We start from the raw sequence: 18,198 nt of genomic DNA on the forward strand, positions 1-18,198 counted from the left end.
CTCATTTGATCCATTCAAATAACAATAACATAACGTATGAAAAAGATAACAACAAATTCAATTTCCGTGTCGCTGGTATCGTCATACATCAGGGAAGAGTGCTCTTGCACACAACAGAACATGATGATTTCTGGAACCTGCCTGGAGGGCGGGTAGAATTCAATGAGACGACAGGATCGGCAATTGTGCGAGAGATGTTTGAGGAGTTGGGAGTTCATGTACAATCGCAGAGAGTTGCCTTTGTAAGCGAAGATTTCTTTGATTATGATGGGATGATGTACCACGAGATCGGATTTTATTATGTCATCACATTACCTGAAAATCATAGGCTTTATCATGAAATGGAATTCAAGGGGCTGGAGGATAACGGGAAGTTAATGTTCCGATGGTTCTCCTTTGAGGAGTTGGAGAATATGGAGATCTACCCTGTGTTTTTGAAAAAAGAACTGAGTAACCTGCATGTTATGGAGAGTATTAAACATTACGTTCAGCAATAGGAGAGGGAAGTTAATGGAGATCACCTTTATTCGTCATGGTCATGGTGAACACTTGCTTGATTATCCCCATCAATTAAATCGGGTTGCATCCCGGACTGACTGAACAGGGTGAGAAACAGGTGACTAAGCTGCAAAAGCAGATACAAGACTGTTGAAGAATGAAATCTATTCCAAACTGTATTTTGTTAGCTAGTGTCATTCTGGGACTCTCTTTTATTATTGGTTGCCTAATATTATCGAATGAAGAGAGCATGTTTGAGCCAGCACAAGCTGTAGTGCAAGATGTACCTGATTATAAACCATTAATGACACTCCAAGAAACAGCGGAGAGAGCCGAGTTGGGATTGTGGGCTCAGGATGCATCTGCAAGTTATAGAAGATATATTAATGGGCAGATGCATTAGTTCCATGGGAACGAGGACATACACAAACAAAGGGGATAAATTGAAATGGAATTTGCGGGAAAGAAGATAAGAATAACACCCGTCACAGAACAGGACCTCGACTTTATATGCAAACTTGAATGTGATGCGAGTATATGGAGTTTTGAAGAGGACGTTGAAACGGATGCTGAGAAAGTCCGGGAGAAATATCGCAGTCATTTTGCTACGACCGATGAAAAAACGTATGCCTATGATTTTATTATTCGTCGTTTGGATGATGAAGATGATTCACCGATTGGTCTTATGCAGATGTGGAGCTATGTGGATCATAGAAAGAGCTGGGAGCTCGGATTCGCCGTACTTCCAGAATATGCAGGGAAAGGATATGGAAGCGAGGCTGCTTATCTTTTGCTACAATTCGCCTTTCAGGGTTTACAAGCTCATAAGGTCGTTGGCATGTGCAATGCTCAAAATGTCCGCTCGGCTGCACTGATGCAGCATGTGGGTATGAGACGTGAAGCCGTCTTCAAGGAAGAGTTATGGTGGAACAATGAGTGGACGGATCAGTATTTTTTCTCCATCTTGGATAAGGAGTTTAAGCTAGTTTGACTGGCAAAGGGGGAACTGAGATGACTAAGCTGGTACTACTAAGTGATTTATATTTTGAAACGAATGATGAACTTGATCAGAAAATGTTGAGCTTGTTCGCGTGTGACCACCCTTCTATTGGTTATGTACCTTCCTGTTCTGACCTAGATCGAAAATATTTCGAGCATACTGTGCGTTACTATAACCAACTGGGCATTCGAGACATCGATTATTATGATCTGGACTATAAGTACGAGGAGAGCAGATTCAATACGATTTTTGAAGCCGATGCGATACATTTATCTGGAGGGAATACATTTTATTTTCTAAGTTTATTGCAGAAGAGAAATGCAATGGGATCGTTGCGTTCCTATGTGAATAAAGGCGGCATTCTGATCGGGGTTAGCGCAGGCAGTATTCTAACTACACCAACAATTGAAATTGCCGGGTATGGTGAGGATTCAGACAATAACCTTGTGGGGCTGAATGATAAGAAAGCTCTTGGGCTCGTCGATTTTGAGTTTTCACCTCATTGGGATGGCTCGGAAGAAGCTCTGGATTCCTTAAGAGAATATGCACATGCAAACACGACAAGAATCTATGCTTGCAAAGACGGTGACGGGATTGTTATTGATGGCGAAGCCGTGGAGTTATACGGCGATGTACGTCTTGTGTTTGATAAGTGAGCTATATACAAGATCATAAGTAAGAAAAGAACATAAGGATGTTGGAGATTTCTAATATTCGGCAAAAGCTGGACATGTTTCAGACGGCTGCCCAGAGAGTCTTGTCTCAAATCCAGGAGGGTATGGCCATATGATTACTGAGCTTAATAAGAATGAATTTTATAAGATAAAGCACATCACGGATTCATGCAGCAATATTGAGGTAAAGGCTGTGGCGTCTGGACTAAATCCTGGCCGAATCTATGTTGATGATGCAACGAATATCACAGCAGCTTTATTTTGGATAAAGGGGCAAGATGGGTTTCAATTGATCGGGAACGCCCAAAGTGAACCCTTTCTGAACGAATTGAAAGAGTTCATGATGGAACATATTGAACCCCAATTATCAGATTTACATATTCATGCCGTAGAGATTGGTGTGGTGGATGAAAGCTGGGAGGATGTTCTTCAACATATTCCCGCGAAAAGAGAGGTCTTTAGCGATATTCAGCATGTATTCCAATTGGATTCAGGCGCAGATTTAACTGAACATCTAAGTCATCCAGCAATTCATGAAGGGAATCCTTCTCCGGATGAAGTGGTTAGGATTCTCAGAATAGATGAGGTATTGCTGAAAGCTGAGAAGTTCAACAATCTATCTTTTCTGAAGGATAAAATCTCTAGCTTCTGGAACAGCATGGACGATTTCTTGGAACATGGCTTTGGATATATTGCAGTGCATGGGCAAGACATCGCGAGTGTTTGCTTTTCAGCGTTTATAGCAGATCAGACACATGCCATTGATATTGAAACGATCGAAGCCTACAGGAGAAGGAATTACGGTGTGCTAGTAGCGCAGGCTTATGCAGCAGAGTGCAGACGTACAGGCATCCATCCCTATTGGGATTGTTCTCCAGATAATGCGGGTTCAATCCGTTTGGCACAAGGGATAGGCATGTCACTGGATTTTAACTATAAAGTATATTGGTACAATATCACTTAATGTACGCTGCCTCTTTATATTAACCCGCTACTTTGGAAGGAGAATGAGTGTGAACGAATCATTACAGGAGCAGATTCAATTTCTGATTGAGATTGATAAACTGAAAACGATTGAACGAAAAACGAGAATCATTCATGGGGACAGACTCGAAAATGATGCGGAGCATTCCTGGCATCTGGCGATGATGGCCCTGGTTTTGCAAATTCATTCCAACAGGGAGGTGGATATCCTCAAAGTCATTAAGATGCTCCTTGTTCATGATCTGGTTGAGATTGATGCCGGAGATACATTTGCCTACGACACGGCGGGGAATACGGATAAATATGACCGTGAGATTAAGGCGGCTCATCGGCTGTTTGGCATATTGCCCGAAATACAGGCTGAAGAACTGCTGAATCTGTGGCTAGAGTTCGAGGCAAAGGAGACCAGTGAAGCACAATTTGCCGCGTCTTTGGATCGATTGCAGCCTTTGATCCACAATCATCAGAATGAGGGAGATACGTGGCAGAAATTTAACATTACAAGTGATCAGGTGTTAAATAGAAACCGTGAGATTGTGAATGGTTCCGAAACATTGTGGGAATATGCCCAGCAGCTCATTCACGACTCCGTAGAGCGTGGAATCTTGACCAAACCATAAGGATAGGTATTACGTATGCATCTGAAGATGGGGGAGAAGTGTGTATGGGATATATCATGGAGCTAAGAAAACTGGTCGGATCACGTCCTCTGATTATGGCGGGCTCATGTGTACTCGTTTTCAATGGGGAAGGTCACCTGCTGCTGCAAAAGCGGACAGATAGTTTGGATTGGGGGACCATTGGGGGATCGATGGAACCCGGTGAATCTTTGGAGGAAACAGCTGCGCGGGAATTGTATGAAGAAGCTGGACTGAGGGCGGAGACGTACAAACTCATTACCGTCTTTTCAGGTGAGGACATGTATTATCAGTATCCACATGGTGATGAAGTATACAATGTCATGGCTGTTTATGAAGCTGAAGGTATCGAGGGTAGTCCCACCATTATGGATGATGAAGGACTGGAACTCCGATATTTTGATCTGAGTGAGCCGGTTCCAGAAATTAATCCGTTCACGGAGTATGTGTTGAAAAAAGCGGCATACATCAGATAAGAGTGGACAAATCGTACGCTAACCGCCATGTACTAATCTTCCGGCCAGTATTCGGTTGGGAGATTTTTTTCATAAAACTTGCCCGTCGTGGGATTGAGGCATTGGATTGGTATTTAAGTGATAAACGTGGAGGAAAGTACTAGAGATAAAATTATCATTTTTCTCTCAGTGTTTTATTTATCCTGTATTGATATGATTAACTCATCATTCCATTAAAGCGAGGGTAAAGACATGGATACCTTTTTAGAGCAGATTAATGAGCTACAGGAAATTCAAAAAGATTTGGTTAATATACATCCTTTATTTACAAAGCATTATCCTGTTGTTGTGGCTTTTGAATCTCTGTTATATATCTATGATTATGCGTCCAAGACGCAGCAATATGAATGGGTGAAAACCGTCCCGGATGACCTGAATATTCCCGAAGGATGCCTCGCAGCATTTCCGGTGCATCATATGGACGGGCGAATGTGTGCGGTGGTGACGGATGCGGTGTTCCAAAATTTTGAGCAGAAAATATACCTGTTCCATGAATTTGTCCATTGTTATGTGTGTGAGCATTATGAAAGTATAAGAGACCGTCTGGCGATCACACATACGATGAAAGAACGCAAACGTATTACCTGGGAAATTGATTATGACTTTCCTTATGAGAAGGAGTCGTTTAAGCTGTTAATGACAGAGTTATTGTCTGCTCTGAAGCATAAAGATATGAACCAAATAAAAGAGACAAGAATTGCATTAATTCAGCTCTTGAGCGACGAAGAAGTAGATTACTGGACCTGGCAGGAGTGGAACGAAGGTTACGCACGGTATATTGAGAATCTGATTCGGGAGAAATTCGGTCTGAAAATCAATCATCTTGGAGATGCACCGCCATTTAATCGTCTTGTTTTCTATGAGTGTGGATCGGAATACATAAGTTTGCTCGCCTGCGAACAGCCAGATCTCCATACGGATTTGGAAGAGTTATTCAATAAGATCCAGGCAGAGCGAGTGTAAAAGTAAACCTGTCTATAAGCAGATGACTTTTCGATAAAAGGAGAACATCTCTATGCCGCTACCCATGGTTCATCTGAATATAGCTATTCTGGTTGCCGATTCCGTGCAAGGGAATGTTGAACGCGGCCCATTCTATCTGGGAAATATCGCCCCGGACTCCATCCATATGCGCGAGGGTTGGACAAGGGCGGATAAGGAAAACACCCATTTCAACCCTAAGGATGAAGGAGATCATGTTGAGCGATTGAAAGAACGGTATTTCACCTACATTCAACAGCACGAAGTTGAGGGATGGAAGTGGTTTGTGCGGGGCTACTTTATGCATGTACTGACGGACTTTTACTGGTTCCGAAGTGTTTATCCGAAATTTGTGGAGCAGGTTACCATTGCCGATCGAGATTCGGGCATACACCGAACCAAGGATGAACTTGGGCGTCTGTATTACCAGGAAACCGATCAAATTGATTTTAACCTTTATCAACATGCGAGTTGGAGTGGAGAAGTCTGGCAGATGCTCGAGATTGCGCCTGGCTATGATATTGCTGATCTGTTAACAGCAGAGGAGATTCTGCGCTGGCGGTATCATACGTTTTCCTTTTTAAATGAAAGCGTCAACGAACCCGGTATCGTACCTCAATACATTACGAATGAAATGGTAAGTACGTTTGTGGCAGATACCGCGCAGCGATTGATAGTCTTGTTCCAAACCTGGGACACAGCGTTGTAGCATGTAAATATTAGAATGAATAAGAGCTAATGAGGATAATCATGCATTTATTTTGTCCTATGTTTAGTGCGAGGGAATGGAGAGATGAGCATATGGATCACCTTATTAGCATTCTACCTTTAACATCATCGGATTTGGAGGGGGCTTACCAGGTTTTTGAGACATCCATTCCCTTTGCCTTCAACCAGGAAGGGATAGGTTCCCTTCATGAAGACATCCAGGGTGAAATTGAACACAAAAAAGCCCTGCTCCACTCCGCTTTGCATTCGGACAACACTAAGAAATCTAATGTCTTCTTTCTGTTGGCCAAAAGGGACGATCGCATTGTGGGCACCATTTCATTCGGGCCTTGTGGTAAGGAGATTCAAGAATGTACAGATCATCAACTGAACAATATCGGAGAGTTGGGGAGTCTATACGTCTTACCTGAAGTTCAAGGTCAGGGGATTGCGTCTGCTCTTATCCAAGCGCTGGTTACTGAACTTCAGAGGAGAGGCATCCAGCAATTTTGCCTGGACAGCGGATACCGGACAGCGCAGAAGAAATGGCAGCGAAAATTCGGTGAACCCTATGCGGTGGCAAAAAACTATTGGGGTGAAGGCACGGACCATATAGTGTGGTTATGTGAAGTGAAGGATTTTACTGCAACATAACCGAAAAAAGAGATGATCGCCTGTATTGAACAGGGGTCATCTCTTTTACTAATTGAACTTTTCTGCATCGGTAGAGGGCTATTCTTCGTACAGTGTATCATCAGCATCTTCAATATACTCCAGCAGATCGCCAGGTTGACATTGCAAGGCTTTGCAGAGTGCATTCAAGGTAGTGAATCGAATGGCCTTTCCATTTTCATTTTTCAGGATCGACAGATTGGCCGGAGTAATGCCTACGATTTCAGATAGTCGATTCAATGACATCTTCCGCTCTGCCATCATCACATCCAGTTTGATACGGATCAACGTTATCGCCTACTTTAGGGTTAGATTGTATTTTTATTTTCCTCTACGGCATGGACTGCTTTCTTTAGTGCAAAAGCGATGATCAGGAGAACCAGTCCGCCTAATATAAAGTCGATATATGACATTGTACTCACAATGAGAAGACCGTTGGTAATGTCTAATTGATTCAATGCTTTGGAGAACAAGAGATCGTCGGAGTAGGAGAAGAGACAACCCATCACGATAATGAAGAGGCCAAGCCGGAACAAAATGGCGACATTCTCATACATGAACAGACTGTTTTTCCCCACATTACGAAGAAGACGATGCATGTACCATAGAAACATGTGAGCGAGAACCATCACACTCAGGTTGGAGAGAAAGGAAAGTGCGATGAAGCCTTTTTCTGTATACAGTTCCGGGTCCTGATCGAAGTAAATATTGCCCAGGCCGAATATGGGTTGAAAGGGCCCTAGGCTCTGAGTGAACCCGCTGTCTGGGAACCAAAGATGTGCTGCATGATCCATAATAATAAAAAACGTAACAATAAAAAGAACATAAAACAAGATTTGACAAATCTTAGATCCAACACTAAACATCCAATTCGATTTCATGATAAACTCCTTTTCGTAGATAAATTGAGGAAGGTATAGTGGCCACCTCTTTATAACAATATACGGTTTATAATTATATAAATCAATAATTATTTATCGATAAACAATAAAAATATATTGAAAAGTAGAGTGCATACTGTTAACTTATAGTTAGGAAAAGGAGTGGACATATGTTAATACAGTGGAATAAACCGGAGCAACGTTTATCTCCTCATGCAGTAAACCTGTGGAGAATTAGCGCCATCATATGGAATATTATAGGATTCATGATACTTGCCGTACTGTTAATACTTGACTCCATCTATGGATGGAAGGCGTGGATTGGTTGGATTCTGTGGGGGGTTACGGCTATATCTGTACCGTATGCTGTGTGGGATATTTTCGTCCAGCCTTTATGGTTATACAAGCATTGGTATTATGATGTGAATGAGGAGTTCCTGCAGTTGAAGCATGGGGCGCTGACCAAGGTACATCAGATCATTCCCATGGCTAAAGTGCAGGCGGTGACAACGAATCAGGGACCTTTGATGAGAAAATATGGACTCTATTCCGTATCGGTCGGCACGATGGGTTCATCACATGACATCCCGGCATTGCCAGAGGAAGTAGCGCTTGCACTCCGTAATCAGATTGCTTCTTATGCGCGGATCAATGAGGTGGATGAATGATCGATATGAAGCGACATCATCCATTAACTATGCTGTGGAGCTTGTGGAAGCTGGTGAAGAATTCGTTCGCCATTGTTCTGTTTTTGTTTGTTTTCCGTCAGGGCTCGGAATCCCAATGGATCTTCTATGGAAGAATCGCATTTTATGTAGGTGTTTCCATTAGCATCCTGTCAACCATCCTGAAGTGGTTCACCTCGCGTTATGCAGCGGACGATACGGCCTTTCATATCTATAGTGGTGTGTTTAACCGTATCCGAAGAACGATACCTTATACCAAGGTCCAGAATGTGAATCGCCATACGACCCTGTTTCATCGTTTGTTCGGCGTGACGTCATTGCGATTTGAGACAGGGATTAAGGGAGAAGATGCTACCTTTCAGTTATATGTTGTTTCCCTTTCCGAAGCGGATCAGCTGGAGAAGATTGTAGCAGGTCATATGGCAGAAGAACATGTCCCGATCAGTGATATTGAAGCAATGGAGCAAGGAGAGCAGCCATCCGAACCCGTTATAACCGATGAAGCCATGTCTCTGCCTACAAAAGAAAAGCAGGAACGGGTTGTTCATTATCATTCCACCCGCAAGGATGTACTCAAAGCTTCGTTCACCTCGCTTAGTTTTCTCGTACTCATTCCGGTCCTGGGCACGCTCTATTCTTGGGTGAAAGATTTCTTCCCCGATGAAGAAGTGACGGAAAGCCTCCTATTAACGTGGCTGGATACATGGTGGATTACTGGGTTGATTATCATGGGGCTGATCATGGTCTCCATTGGTCTGGGCATTGTCAGAACCTTTGTGAAGTATGGAAATTTTCAGATATCCTCTGATTCCAAGCGTATCTATATCACGAAGGGCATGATGGAACAAACAGCATTTTCGATCTTAAAGGAACGAGTGCAGGCCGTGAAGATCACACAGTCTCCAATGAAACGATTGCTTGGACTTGCCGAAGTAGAACTGACCACCGCAGGTGGTGTGGGCGAATCCGATCAGGAGGTTAACTCGCTCTATCCTTTTTTGCCTGTGAAGCAAGCGTACGCCATGATCTCGGAGATTTTGCCGTCCTATCAGGTCACGGAAGAGATGCACAAGCTTCCACGAAAATCATTATGGCTCCGCATGCTCAAACCAAGCTGGGGATGGATCATTGTCACGGGTTTCCTGGGGTATTTCCAACCGATGATGTTTGGACAGAAGCATGCATGGTGGATCATTTCTGGTCTTCTATTATTGTGGATTGCAGCATGTAGGGTGGTGGAATTTTTCTATGCAAGGTACATCCTGAATGAGAATTTTATTCAACTTCGAGCAGGTGCATTAACTTCAACGTTGTACATTTCCAAACGTGAGAAAGTCATCGAAGTGAAGATCACCCGAAATGTGTTGCAACGCTGGTTCGGTGTTGCTTCGATTCAAACGGTGAACCGCGCTAAACCTGTACTCCATCATAGGGCAAACGACATTCCAACAGAAGCGGCAGAGTCATTTCAATTATGGTACATGGAGCGTACCCAAGACGTCCAGATTCGATAATCTGAGGGCAAGTGCAGATAGAACCTATGAGGTTTTTCTGCACTTGCTCTCTTTTTGAATTATGGGAAATCAAACTACCTATAAAGAAGTTTAAGGTCATTTAATGCTGAAATGAATGGAGAGAGGATATCCCAATTATGGATTTTCATGTAGAATGATGGAGAATATAAATATATTAAGCCCTAAAGCATAGGGTATGATTGAAGGGTGACTCATTTGAAAAAGGTTATTATCGTAATTCTGTCTCTCGTAGTACTTGTCGGTGTATCGTCTTCCGCTTACGCTCATCCAGGCAGATTGGATAAAAAGGGTGGACATAATTGTTCAGCAAAATCCAAACAAAAGGGTCTGTGTACGGGTTATCACTATCATAAAAAGAAAAAATGATAATGAGCTTTACAAGGTAAGCCCAGCCATCGTTCAATCTATGGTTGGGTTTGCATGTGTACAATTGATTTAAAATGATGGAGGCGGTTACATCATGCGAATTCAGGAAATATCGGTATGGAATCGTGATGAATTAGTGGCGATGCTGGCCGAAAGCTCCAGTGAGGGGTTCAGACATATCGAGCGATTAATCCATGAATATGAGACAGGAATCAATACATTCGAGCAAGAAGATGAAGCGCTTTTTGAATGCAGAATGCACGATAAAATTGTTGGTATCTGCGGTTTGAACAGAGATCCTTATTCTGAATTGACTGCCACTGGAAGAATTCGCAGGCTTTACGTGATGAGAGAATTTCGAAGACATGGGGTTGGACGCAGACTGATTGATGCGGTTATTCAAAAAGCGGAAAATCATTACGCTCGACTGGTTCTGTACACTGATCAACCGGTTGCTGGCTTTTTTTATCACACCTTGGGATTTAGAGAAGTGACGAATATGGAGAAAATAACGCATGTACTGGAATTGGGGGAGAGTTAAAATGGAGCATATCAAAGCGATTATTTTTGATTTGGACAATACGATTTTGAACAGAACACGTACCTTTGAAGGCTTCACCCGGAGTTTGATCAAGACCTATTTTGCCCATCTTGTGTCCACGGAGGATATCCTCAAAAGAATCATTGAGCTCGATGAGGATGGTTACAAGGATAAACATATGTTGTTCAACGAGCTGTTGCATGAACTGCCTTGGGCGGAGAAACCGCTGCACGCGGAGCTTATGGAGTTCTATGGTAGAGAGTATGTGAGAAGTGCTGTACTGATGGAACAGGCGCGAGAAGTGGTTCAGCATATCAGAGGGAAATACCAAACCGGGTTAATCACCAATGGGCAAACGGATATTCAGTATGGAAAAATCGATCAGCTTGGCATTCGGGATGATTTTGACCATATTATTGTTTCGGAAGAGGCTGGGGTCAAAAAGCCCGATCCTCGTATTTTCAGGTTGGCACTGGATCATTTCGGTCTATCTCCCGAACAGTGTATCTACATTGGAGATCATCCGGTGAACGATGTCAAAGGAGCGGCGAGCGTAGGCATGAATACGATCTGGATGAAGGTCAATCAGCCTTGGCAGAATAGTATTACGATCCAACCTTTACATACCATCAAGCATCTACGTGAGCTAAAGCACATGCTCTAACCGCGAACAGACAGCGTAATTGAAATCTACATAGCGCGGTCATATGAAACGATGTCTCCAGTATGATTCAGTAAAATGGATCATGCTTTTTTTACATGCGGTGAGTTCTGGAATTATAGAAATATTTAAAATTCTCTAAATAGTCCCGGTCAATTATTACATTTTATGGTATATTTAGATTGTCCAGGAGGTGATGCATGAAGTAATCCATGTCGGCAATCTGTTTGGCTTCTATGTATCTACATACCGTATGAATAGCTTAACCCATCCCATGAAGGAGGTTTTGTTATGAAGCGTATTGGAAACATGTTTCGTAAAGCAATGCTGTTCTCTCTGTCGTTAATGCTGGTGTCTATAGCGTATTCACCTCATCCAGCTTCCGCTGCAACGGGACCTGTCAAAGGATTTCATGTAAGCGGTACCAAACTACTGGATGCTACGGGGACACCTTTCGTCATGCGTGGGGTGAATCATGCCCATACCTGGTTCAAAAATGATCTGCAAGCGGCCATTCCGGCCATTGCTGCGACAGGTTCCAACACCGTGCGAATTGTGTTGTCCAACGGAAGTCGCTGGACGGCAGATTCACTGGCCGATGTGGAGCAGATTCTCGCGTTGTGTGACCAGTACAAATTAACCGTTATGCTGGAAGTGCATGATGCCACTGGTTCGGACAGTATTGCAGAACTGCGGAAAGCCTCGGATTATTTTATCAGCATCAAGGATGCTCTGATTGGCAAGGAAGATCGGGTGATCGTGAACATTGCGAATGAATGGTACGGGTCATGGGACACCGCAGTATGGGCGGATGGATACCAACAAGTCATTCCTGAACTACGTCAGGCAGGGATCAAAAATACAATTGTTGTGGATACCGCAGGCTGGGGACAATACCCTACAGCGATCTTCAATCGTGGGCTGGACGTGTTTAACGCCGATCCACTGGCAAACACCATCTTCTCCATTCATATGTATGAATATGCTGGCGGCAATGCCACAATGGTCAAAAATAATATCGACAATGCTCTTGCTATAGGCGTGCCCGTCATCATTGGAGAATTCGGATTTAAACATGCCGATGGCGATGTAGATGAAGCAACGATCATGAGTTATGCGCAGCAAAAAGGAGTGGGTTGGCTGGCCTGGTCCTGGTACGGTAACAGTGGTGGTGTGGAATACCTTGATCTGAACAACGGTCCAGCAGGTTCACTGACGGATTGGGGGCAGACCGTGGTCAATGGAACAAACGGTACGCTGGCTACCTCTATGTTGAACACGATCTATACAACCCCTGGATATCAGCCAGTTCCCGATAACGGTGGGGGAGTCGTCACGATCCCGGCAGCTCCAACAGGTGTAACAGCTACGGCAGGTAGTGGACAAGTGACCCTGAGCTGGAATGCATCCGCAGGAGCGGCGAGTTATATTGTGCAGCGTGCAACGACAAGCGGGGGAACCTATACGGATATCGCCACGAATGTGAGCGGCACAACTTACACCAATACGTCTCTGACGAACGGAACTACGTATTATTACAAAATCAAAGCCGTGAACAGCGCGGGCATCAGTGCCAGCTCTGTACATGTGAGTGCGACACCGCAGGCGGGCACAACTACGCCAACTTCGAATCTGGTTCTGCAATATCGTGCGGCAGATACCGATGCAACGAACAATCATATCAAGCCCTTTTTTAATATCCAAAACAATGGCACGTCCGCTGTGAACCTGAGTGATCTGAAGATCCGTTACTACTTTACGAAAGACGGCTCCGAGGGTCTGAACACAGTCATCGATTGGGCGCAGATCGGAGCAGCCAACATCACGACGAACATTGGAAGTATCACGGGCACGAATGCAGATAGCTATGTCGAGATTGGCTTCACTTCGGGTGCTGGTTCTCTGGCTGCAGGAGGTCAGACGGGCGATATTCAGTTGCGTATGCACAAGGATAATTGGGGCAATTTCAACGAAAATAATGACTATTCCTTCCGTGCAACGCAGACTTCCTATGACGTTTGGAACAAAGTAACCCTACATCAGAATGGTACCCTGATCTCTGGTGTCACACCTTAACGCTCATCGTATCCGCTATTCAGGCTGTCGTAGCAGAGTGTATATGCTGCGGCAGCCTGAACGAGCGAACCGTTTTATTCTTTCAGAGACAGGATAGGTTGTCATTGGTTGTTGGAGCAAGCTTACTTCATCAAATTACGCTGTAATGATTCGATTTTTCGTTCGTCTGTTCCGATGTTCAATCGCTTCTTCATAATCTCCGATCAGTGTATCAAAAATATGCTCCCACGACCGCTGCTCAGCAAGCTTTCTGCCTTCCATTCCCATCAACTTCAATTGATCCCTGTGATTTCCCCAGCGACATATCTCCCGAATCAATGCATCAGACTGACCTGGCTCGAACAACACACCACTCCGATGGTGTGATACTAAGTCCTTCACCCCACCAGCATTGGCTGCCAGAATGGGAAGTCCTGAAGCCATGGCTTCCAGCACCACATTTCCAAATGTCTCCGTAGAGGAAGGAAACACAAACAGATCTGCCGAAGCATACATAACAGCCAGCTCTTCCCCATGCATATACCCTGTGAAGGTAACATTGGATGGGGATTTCAGACGCATTTTGGGGAGAGATGGGCCATCGCCAACAATAATCCAGTGTACACGGGATTGCATCTCTTCAGGCAACTGCTGCATGGTGGTTGTGAGCGTGGCGATATCTTTTTCAGGGGCAATGCGTCCAACGTAGAGTAAAATAAGAGGAGCGGTGATATGGTATCGTTCGCGGATATCCGAGCTGCGTTTATTAGGGGAGTAGAGGTTGCAGTCAATCCCGCGAGACCAAAGCTTTAGACGCTGAATACCTTGGGATTGCAATGTGTTTAACGTTTCCTGCGATGGAGTTAGCGTGGCATCACAAGAACGGTGGAACCACTGGATATATTTCCAATAGAGAGGGATCATGCTTTTCAACCTGTAGTATTCCAGATAACGATCGAAGTGGGTGTGGTAGGAGATCACATGTGGAAGATGATGCTTGAGCGCATACCTCAGGCCGAGCAGTCCCATATTAAAAGGCGTGGCGATATGCAGCAGATCGGGCTGAAAGGCTTGTAGCTGCTTGTGGGTGGTTGCTCTGCTGGGTAGAGCAATTCGGCATTCGGGATACAGAAAAAAAGGTATGTTGGCAACGGATCTAACTTGAGTCTCATGGCTTCCTTCAATGACGGAGTTCGGAGTAAACAGCAGATGTTCAATTCTTCTGCGGTTCAGATGGTTACTCAAGCGGTGGAGCGTGCCAGCAACACCATTGGTTTCAGGAAGATAGGTGTCTGTGAACAAGGCCAGGCGCATCATTACCCCTCCCAAGACTCGTGATGCCAAGATCATAACAGCGGATTATGTTCCAGAGGTCAAGTGCACGTTAACTTGACGATATTCCCTGTAAATTTGATAACAAGATAAACAACACCAACTTCTATAAGAGGTTGTTCAAAAAGTCCGCTTTTGATTACGAAGGATGCCTAATGGCATCATCAGCATCGAATATGGAATTCAGCCGAAATGTCCGTTGCTCACGTAGTCTTCCCTACGCTCCGCTACTCCATTTCTAGCTTCATCCCATATTCTCGGTACTGAAAACCGATCTTTTTGAACACGTACTATATGTTCAACTTGTATAGCGTATTCTGCTATGATGGAATAACGTGTCGGCGTATATAGACAGAGAGATACAGGAGGCAGAGAAAGATGAACAAGTTACAGGAAGAATTGCAGGAATTGTTACCACTTAATCAGATTGAAGAGATGTCGGGTGAAGAAGTGGTGGGGAGTGTTGCCATGGATCTTTATCGTGCTGAATTTGCGACGATTCGAGAGAGTGGACCGGAACTACCGCAAGTACTGCGAGATACGATTCTGATCATTGATCTGGATACCGAGCTGTCCATGAACGGCATGACCGGTTTCCTTGAGAATGCCAGCGGGCAGTATTTGGGTGAAACGATAGAAGCCATGGAGCGGATCGGCAATGAGGCAGATGCAGAGATTCTGAAGAAGATCGAGCGGATGTTGTCCGAAAGTGGTGTAACGAACGGGCAATTAAGAGACAATGTGAATGGCCTATCTGAACATGACATAACGACAAGTCTGCAAACACATGGGGAGCAGATTCATGAGGTTTTGCAGCAGGTGGAGCTGGAAGCTGAGAATTTAAGCATGCAATCGGATAACGAAGAGAGCTTTGACCTGCTTTATCAGTATGTGGATACAAACAAAGATCGTCTGAAAGAGGAAATGGAGCACATCTTGTCTAATTGAATTGGAAGAGGAGGCATAAGGATGAGCATCAACAAACGATTAGCGATGGAATCCCTGCTGGTTACCCTGTTATTCATACTAGGCTTTGTGGCTTGGAACGTCATTCAAGGCATGTTCATGACAATGAACTACGTACCTGATCTGATGAACAGCGGTTCATCCGTTACCCCGTTACAATCCAAGGTTGCTTTTGGAGCTATTGTCCGTTGGGAGATGACCTCCATTCTAATGGCTGTTGTTGGATTCCTCTTGCTTGCTGCTGCGTATTACGGCCTTCGATCAGCTTTACAGCGCTGGACAAAGCATTCTTGAGATCGGACATCCTTGAAATATGATATACTGCTGTCCGGTTATTATTGTGCACGTCACGTTGCTGTATAACCCGCTCAAACCTGCCCTGAGTCAAACCGACTCGGGGTTTTTGTCATTCCAGCATGTTGCCTCATTCCATTCGAATCTATGCGCTAATGTTTTTCCGCTTCGAAGGGGAAATTTTCTAGATCCAAGGTCAAGGGAGAATCCGTTACAATGATCTTGTAAGCGCTTATCGTTTTGGATAGAGAGAGAGGAGGAGAGACATAGATCATGATTACAACCAATCAGATTTATCTCGATCAGACATTGCATAGCAAAGAGGACGTATTGAATTTCATATCCGCGGAGGCGGAACGTTACAACATCACTACCAACCGTGAGCAACTTGCGGCAGATCTGTGGGAACGCGAACATGTCTACTCCACGGGACTACAAGATCACTTTGCAATTCCTCATACCCAGAGTGAAGTTGTAACACGTCCAGTAGTGATGGTAATCCGTCTATGTGAACCCATTGATTGGCAATCTCATGATGGCAAGCCGGTAAAAACGATTTTTGCCATACTTGTGCCCAAAGGCCACGTAGACGTATCCCATTTACAAATTATCTCTTCACTTGCCACCTTATTGCTTGAGGATTCATTCAAAGAAGCCATGGCAGAGGCAGTACAGCCAGAAGAGGTATATGCTTTGCTTCATCAATATACGGAAGGACTGGTGTCATAATGAAAATCGTAGGTGTAACGTCATGTATCGCAGGTCTTGCTCATACCCCGATGGCAGCCAAAGCACTGGAGAAAGCAGCACAGCAACTGGGTTACGAGATCAAAGTGGAACAGCAGGGAGCCATGGGGCAAGTCAACAAGCTGACGGAGGAAGATATCGCAGCCGCGAATTTTGTATTGATTGCAGCGGATCAGACCGTGAAAGATATGGATCGGTTCAGTGACAAAAAAGTCGTTCGTGTCAAAATCGGTCATGCCGTAAGTCAGGCAGAGGCTGTGTTAACCAGAGCGGTTGAGGCCGTTAACGCACAAGCTTAACCCCACCTTCCACATGAGGAGAGAGTACGATGAGAAAATGGTTCGGTGAAGCAAAAACACACTTGATGACAGGGATTTCTTATCTGCTTCCGGTCATTATCGCGGGTTCCCTGGTTGTTGCCATTTGTAAAATAATCGCGCTGGCGATGGGCATTACCGATCTTGATCCGTACAAAGATGGAAGCGGATTCTTGCATATTTTATACCTCGTGCAAAATGTAGGCTGGAGCGGCATTGGACTATTAACGATTGTCCTGTCCGGTTACATTGCGTACTCCATTGCCGACAAACCTGCACTGGCCGCAGGTCTGATCGGCGGGGTGCTGGCCCAACAGACCAACGCCGGTTTCCTGGGCGCGTTGATCTCCGGATTTTTTGCCGGATACATTACGTTGTGGGTCAAAAACAAAGTCAAAATTACAGGACCGGCCGCCGGCTCAGTACCGTTAATTATTTTGCCGCTGATTACCGTAGGTTTAACCGGATTTCTGATGGCGGTCATTCTGGGTGGCCCGCTGGGCGCACTGAATGAGTATCTCATTGCATGGGTTCAAAATATGAGCCAGAGCGGAACGAATACCGTCTTGCTTGCGATTATTCTGGGAGCGATGATCGGGTTCGATCTTGGTGGACCCGTCAACAAAGCGGCATGGATGGCAGGTAATGCCCTGTTCCTGTCCGGTGTGTATCTGCCGAATGTATTTATCAACATTGCGATCTGCATTCCGCCGCTCGGTTATGGTCTGGCGACACTGCTGATGAAGAAACGTTTTTCCAAAACCTATCAGGAGGCTGGTAAAGGTGCAGTCATTATGGGCGTGATCGGCATCACGGAAGGTGCAATCCCGTTCACCCTGCGTAACCCGGCCAAAATGATTCTGGTCAATATGTTTGCCTGTGCAACCGGTGCTGCTCTGACCGCATTGCTGGGAGCACATATCATCATGCCACCAATCGGCGGATTATACGGAGCGGTATCAGTAGGGACACCACTGGCGTATCTGGCCGGAGGCATCGTTGGTGCACTTATTATCGCAGGCGGCACCATGCTGGTGAACTTCCGCGATGAAGAGGAGAAACAGCCTGCCAAGACTCAGGAAGCTTCTGTGAAGAAAAACGGGGAAGAAATCGAACTCGTTTTTGACTAAAAAAAGCATCTGGAGGG

The 18,198-nt window shown here is 44.8% G+C and carries 23 protein-coding genes; 20 read left to right on the plus strand and 3 right to left on the minus strand.

From position 1 onward, the window contains the following. Positions 1-5: 5 nt before the first annotated feature. From ACR32F_RS08105 to ACR32F_RS08145, 9 genes are all read left to right on the plus strand, one after another. A complete protein-coding gene (locus ACR32F_RS08105; protein WP_440117805.1) occupies positions 6-497 on the plus strand; it encodes an NUDIX hydrolase in 492 nt (163 codons plus the stop codon). 449 nt (positions 498-946) lie between these two features. Next, positions 947-1,489, plus strand: a complete 543-nt coding sequence (locus ACR32F_RS08110; RefSeq protein WP_440117807.1) for a GNAT family N-acetyltransferase — start codon at positions 947-949, stop codon at positions 1,487-1,489. A 20-nt stretch (positions 1,490-1,509) separates the two neighbouring features. Continuing rightward, positions 1,510-2,154 carry a Type 1 glutamine amidotransferase-like domain-containing protein gene (locus tag ACR32F_RS08115; protein WP_440117809.1) on the plus strand — a complete coding sequence of 215 codons (645 nt, stop codon included), beginning with the start codon at positions 1,510-1,512 and terminating at the stop codon, positions 2,152-2,154. 130 nt (positions 2,155-2,284) lie between these two features. Further along, the gene (locus tag ACR32F_RS08120; RefSeq protein ID WP_440117811.1) at positions 2,285-3,136 is read left to right on the plus strand and encodes a GNAT family N-acetyltransferase; all 852 of its coding nucleotides are present in this window, start codon (positions 2,285-2,287) and stop codon (positions 3,134-3,136) included. A gap of 43 nt (positions 3,137-3,179) precedes the next feature. Then, positions 3,180-3,776, plus strand: coding sequence for an HD domain-containing protein (locus ACR32F_RS08125; protein WP_440117813.1), 597 nt, complete (start codon positions 3,180-3,182; stop codon positions 3,774-3,776). A gap of 44 nt (positions 3,777-3,820) precedes the next feature. Next, entirely contained in the window at positions 3,821-4,270 is a 450-nt protein-coding gene (locus ACR32F_RS08130; protein WP_440117815.1) for an NUDIX hydrolase, read from the plus strand. 231 nt (positions 4,271-4,501) lie between these two features. Then, positions 4,502-5,272 carry a hypothetical protein gene (locus tag ACR32F_RS08135; RefSeq protein ID WP_440117817.1) on the plus strand — a complete coding sequence of 257 codons (771 nt, stop codon included), beginning with the start codon at positions 4,502-4,504 and terminating at the stop codon, positions 5,270-5,272. A 52-nt stretch (positions 5,273-5,324) separates the two neighbouring features. Then, positions 5,325-5,999 (plus strand): hypothetical protein, encoded by a 675-nt coding sequence (locus ACR32F_RS08140; RefSeq protein WP_440117819.1) that lies wholly within the window; start codon positions 5,325-5,327, stop codon positions 5,997-5,999. A gap of 92 nt (positions 6,000-6,091) precedes the next feature. After that, positions 6,092-6,652, plus strand: a complete 561-nt coding sequence (locus ACR32F_RS08145) for a GNAT family N-acetyltransferase (RefSeq protein WP_440117821.1) — start codon at positions 6,092-6,094, stop codon at positions 6,650-6,652. A gap of 78 nt (positions 6,653-6,730) precedes the next feature. On the opposite strand, the gene ACR32F_RS08150 is transcribed toward ACR32F_RS08145, so the two are convergent. Together ACR32F_RS08150 and ACR32F_RS08155 are read right to left on the minus strand one after the other, a co-directional pair. Beyond that, positions 6,731-6,958: a helix-turn-helix domain-containing protein gene (locus ACR32F_RS08150; RefSeq protein WP_440117823.1), complete on the minus strand. Its 228-nt coding sequence runs from the start codon at positions 6,956-6,958 to the stop codon at positions 6,731-6,733. Positions 6,959-6,978: 20 nt separating this feature from the next. Next, entirely contained in the window at positions 6,979-7,551 is a 573-nt protein-coding gene (locus tag ACR32F_RS08155) for a DUF2975 domain-containing protein (RefSeq protein WP_440117825.1), read from the minus strand. A 170-nt stretch (positions 7,552-7,721) separates the two neighbouring features. Here ACR32F_RS08155 and ACR32F_RS08160 point away from each other — a divergent pair, with 170 nt between their 5' ends. The 6 genes from ACR32F_RS08160 to ACR32F_RS08185 all read left to right on the plus strand — a co-directional run bounded on the left by ACR32F_RS08160 (position 7,722) and on the right by ACR32F_RS08185 (position 13,416). Beyond that, positions 7,722-8,219 (plus strand): PH domain-containing protein, encoded by a 498-nt coding sequence (locus tag ACR32F_RS08160; RefSeq protein WP_440117827.1) that lies wholly within the window; start codon positions 7,722-7,724, stop codon positions 8,217-8,219. Next, positions 8,216-9,751, plus strand: a complete 1,536-nt coding sequence (locus ACR32F_RS08165; RefSeq protein WP_440117829.1) for a PH domain-containing protein — start codon at positions 8,216-8,218, stop codon at positions 9,749-9,751. Before ACR32F_RS08160 ends, ACR32F_RS08165 begins: the two co-directional genes overlap by 4 nt. Positions 9,752-9,958: 207 nt before the next feature. Next, on the plus strand, positions 9,959-10,138 hold the full coding sequence (locus ACR32F_RS08170) for a YHYH domain-containing protein (RefSeq protein ID WP_440117831.1): 180 nt from the start codon (positions 9,959-9,961) through the stop codon (positions 10,136-10,138). A gap of 94 nt (positions 10,139-10,232) precedes the next feature. Then, entirely contained in the window at positions 10,233-10,679 is a 447-nt protein-coding gene (locus tag ACR32F_RS08175) for a GNAT family N-acetyltransferase (protein WP_440117833.1), read from the plus strand. A 1-nt stretch (position 10,680) separates the two neighbouring features. Next, entirely contained in the window at positions 10,681-11,343 is a 663-nt protein-coding gene (locus tag ACR32F_RS08180; protein ID WP_440117835.1) for an HAD family hydrolase, read from the plus strand. Positions 11,344-11,631: 288 nt separating this feature from the next. Further along, entirely contained in the window at positions 11,632-13,416 is a 1,785-nt protein-coding gene (locus tag ACR32F_RS08185) for a cellulase family glycosylhydrolase (RefSeq protein ID WP_440117837.1), read from the plus strand. Positions 13,417-13,551: 135 nt separating this feature from the next. On the opposite strand, the gene ACR32F_RS08190 is transcribed toward ACR32F_RS08185, so the two are convergent. Further along, positions 13,552-14,712, minus strand: coding sequence for a glycosyltransferase family 4 protein (locus tag ACR32F_RS08190; protein ID WP_440117839.1), 1,161 nt, complete (start codon positions 14,710-14,712; stop codon positions 13,552-13,554). A gap of 393 nt (positions 14,713-15,105) precedes the next feature. Between ACR32F_RS08190 and ACR32F_RS08195 the strand changes: the two genes are divergently transcribed. From ACR32F_RS08195 to ACR32F_RS08215, 5 genes are all read left to right on the plus strand, one after another. After that, positions 15,106-15,675 carry a DMP19 family protein gene (locus ACR32F_RS08195; protein ID WP_440117841.1) on the plus strand — a complete coding sequence of 190 codons (570 nt, stop codon included), beginning with the start codon at positions 15,106-15,108 and terminating at the stop codon, positions 15,673-15,675. Positions 15,676-15,696: 21 nt separating this feature from the next. Then, the gene (locus tag ACR32F_RS08200; RefSeq protein ID WP_440117843.1) at positions 15,697-15,987 is read left to right on the plus strand and encodes a hypothetical protein; all 291 of its coding nucleotides are present in this window, start codon (positions 15,697-15,699) and stop codon (positions 15,985-15,987) included. Between the two features lie 273 nt (positions 15,988-16,260). Further along, a complete protein-coding gene (locus ACR32F_RS08205; protein ID WP_440117845.1) occupies positions 16,261-16,716 on the plus strand; it encodes a PTS sugar transporter subunit IIA in 456 nt (151 codons plus the stop codon). Further along, the gene (locus ACR32F_RS08210; RefSeq protein ID WP_047842192.1) at positions 16,716-17,033 is read left to right on the plus strand and encodes a PTS fructose transporter subunit IIB; all 318 of its coding nucleotides are present in this window, start codon (positions 16,716-16,718) and stop codon (positions 17,031-17,033) included. The genes ACR32F_RS08205 and ACR32F_RS08210 overlap by 1 nt, the downstream gene beginning before the upstream one ends. 29 nt (positions 17,034-17,062) lie before the next feature. Next, positions 17,063-18,181, plus strand: a complete 1,119-nt coding sequence (locus tag ACR32F_RS08215; RefSeq protein ID WP_440117848.1) for a PTS fructose transporter subunit IIC — start codon at positions 17,063-17,065, stop codon at positions 18,179-18,181. Positions 18,182-18,198: the final 17 nt, after the last annotated feature.

Source organism: Paenibacillus hebaui, from assembly GCF_051934385.1.
Classification (GTDB): Bacteria; Bacillota; Bacilli; order Paenibacillales; family Paenibacillaceae; genus Paenibacillus.

Coding starts and splice junctions, on each gene's coding strand:
- ACR32F_RS08195 (WP_440117841.1), top strand. CDS start 15,106: ATGAACAAGTTACAGGAAGAATTGCAGGAATTGTTACCACTTAATCAG.
- ACR32F_RS08200 (WP_440117843.1), top strand. CDS start 15,697: ATGAGCATCAACAAACGATTAGCGATGGAATCCCTGCTGGTTACCCTG.
- ACR32F_RS08125 (WP_440117813.1), top strand. CDS start 3,180: ATGAGTGTGAACGAATCATTACAGGAGCAGATTCAATTTCTGATTGAG.
- ACR32F_RS08180 (WP_440117835.1), top strand. CDS start 10,681: ATGGAGCATATCAAAGCGATTATTTTTGATTTGGACAATACGATTTTG.
- ACR32F_RS08120 (WP_440117811.1), top strand. CDS start 2,285: ATGATTACTGAGCTTAATAAGAATGAATTTTATAAGATAAAGCACATC.
- ACR32F_RS08155 (WP_440117825.1), bottom strand. CDS start 7,551: ATGAAATCGAATTGGATGTTTAGTGTTGGATCTAAGATTTGTCAAATC.
- ACR32F_RS08160 (WP_440117827.1), top strand. CDS start 7,722: ATGTTAATACAGTGGAATAAACCGGAGCAACGTTTATCTCCTCATGCA.
- ACR32F_RS08110 (WP_440117807.1), top strand. CDS start 947: ATGGAATTTGCGGGAAAGAAGATAAGAATAACACCCGTCACAGAACAG.
- ACR32F_RS08135 (WP_440117817.1), top strand. CDS start 4,502: ATGGATACCTTTTTAGAGCAGATTAATGAGCTACAGGAAATTCAAAAA.
- ACR32F_RS08215 (WP_440117848.1), top strand. CDS start 17,063: ATGAGAAAATGGTTCGGTGAAGCAAAAACACACTTGATGACAGGGATT.
- ACR32F_RS08165 (WP_440117829.1), top strand. CDS start 8,216: ATGATCGATATGAAGCGACATCATCCATTAACTATGCTGTGGAGCTTG.
- ACR32F_RS08210 (WP_047842192.1), top strand. CDS start 16,716: ATGAAAATCGTAGGTGTAACGTCATGTATCGCAGGTCTTGCTCATACC.
- ACR32F_RS08175 (WP_440117833.1), top strand. CDS start 10,233: ATGCGAATTCAGGAAATATCGGTATGGAATCGTGATGAATTAGTGGCG.
- ACR32F_RS08145 (WP_440117821.1), top strand. CDS start 6,092: ATGGATCACCTTATTAGCATTCTACCTTTAACATCATCGGATTTGGAG.
- ACR32F_RS08130 (WP_440117815.1), top strand. CDS start 3,821: ATGGGATATATCATGGAGCTAAGAAAACTGGTCGGATCACGTCCTCTG.
- ACR32F_RS08205 (WP_440117845.1), top strand. CDS start 16,261: ATGATTACAACCAATCAGATTTATCTCGATCAGACATTGCATAGCAAA.
- ACR32F_RS08190 (WP_440117839.1), bottom strand. CDS start 14,712: ATGATGCGCCTGGCCTTGTTCACAGACACCTATCTTCCTGAAACCAAT.
- ACR32F_RS08185 (WP_440117837.1), top strand. CDS start 11,632: ATGAAGCGTATTGGAAACATGTTTCGTAAAGCAATGCTGTTCTCTCTG.
- ACR32F_RS08115 (WP_440117809.1), top strand. CDS start 1,510: ATGACTAAGCTGGTACTACTAAGTGATTTATATTTTGAAACGAATGAT.
- ACR32F_RS08140 (WP_440117819.1), top strand. CDS start 5,325: ATGCCGCTACCCATGGTTCATCTGAATATAGCTATTCTGGTTGCCGAT.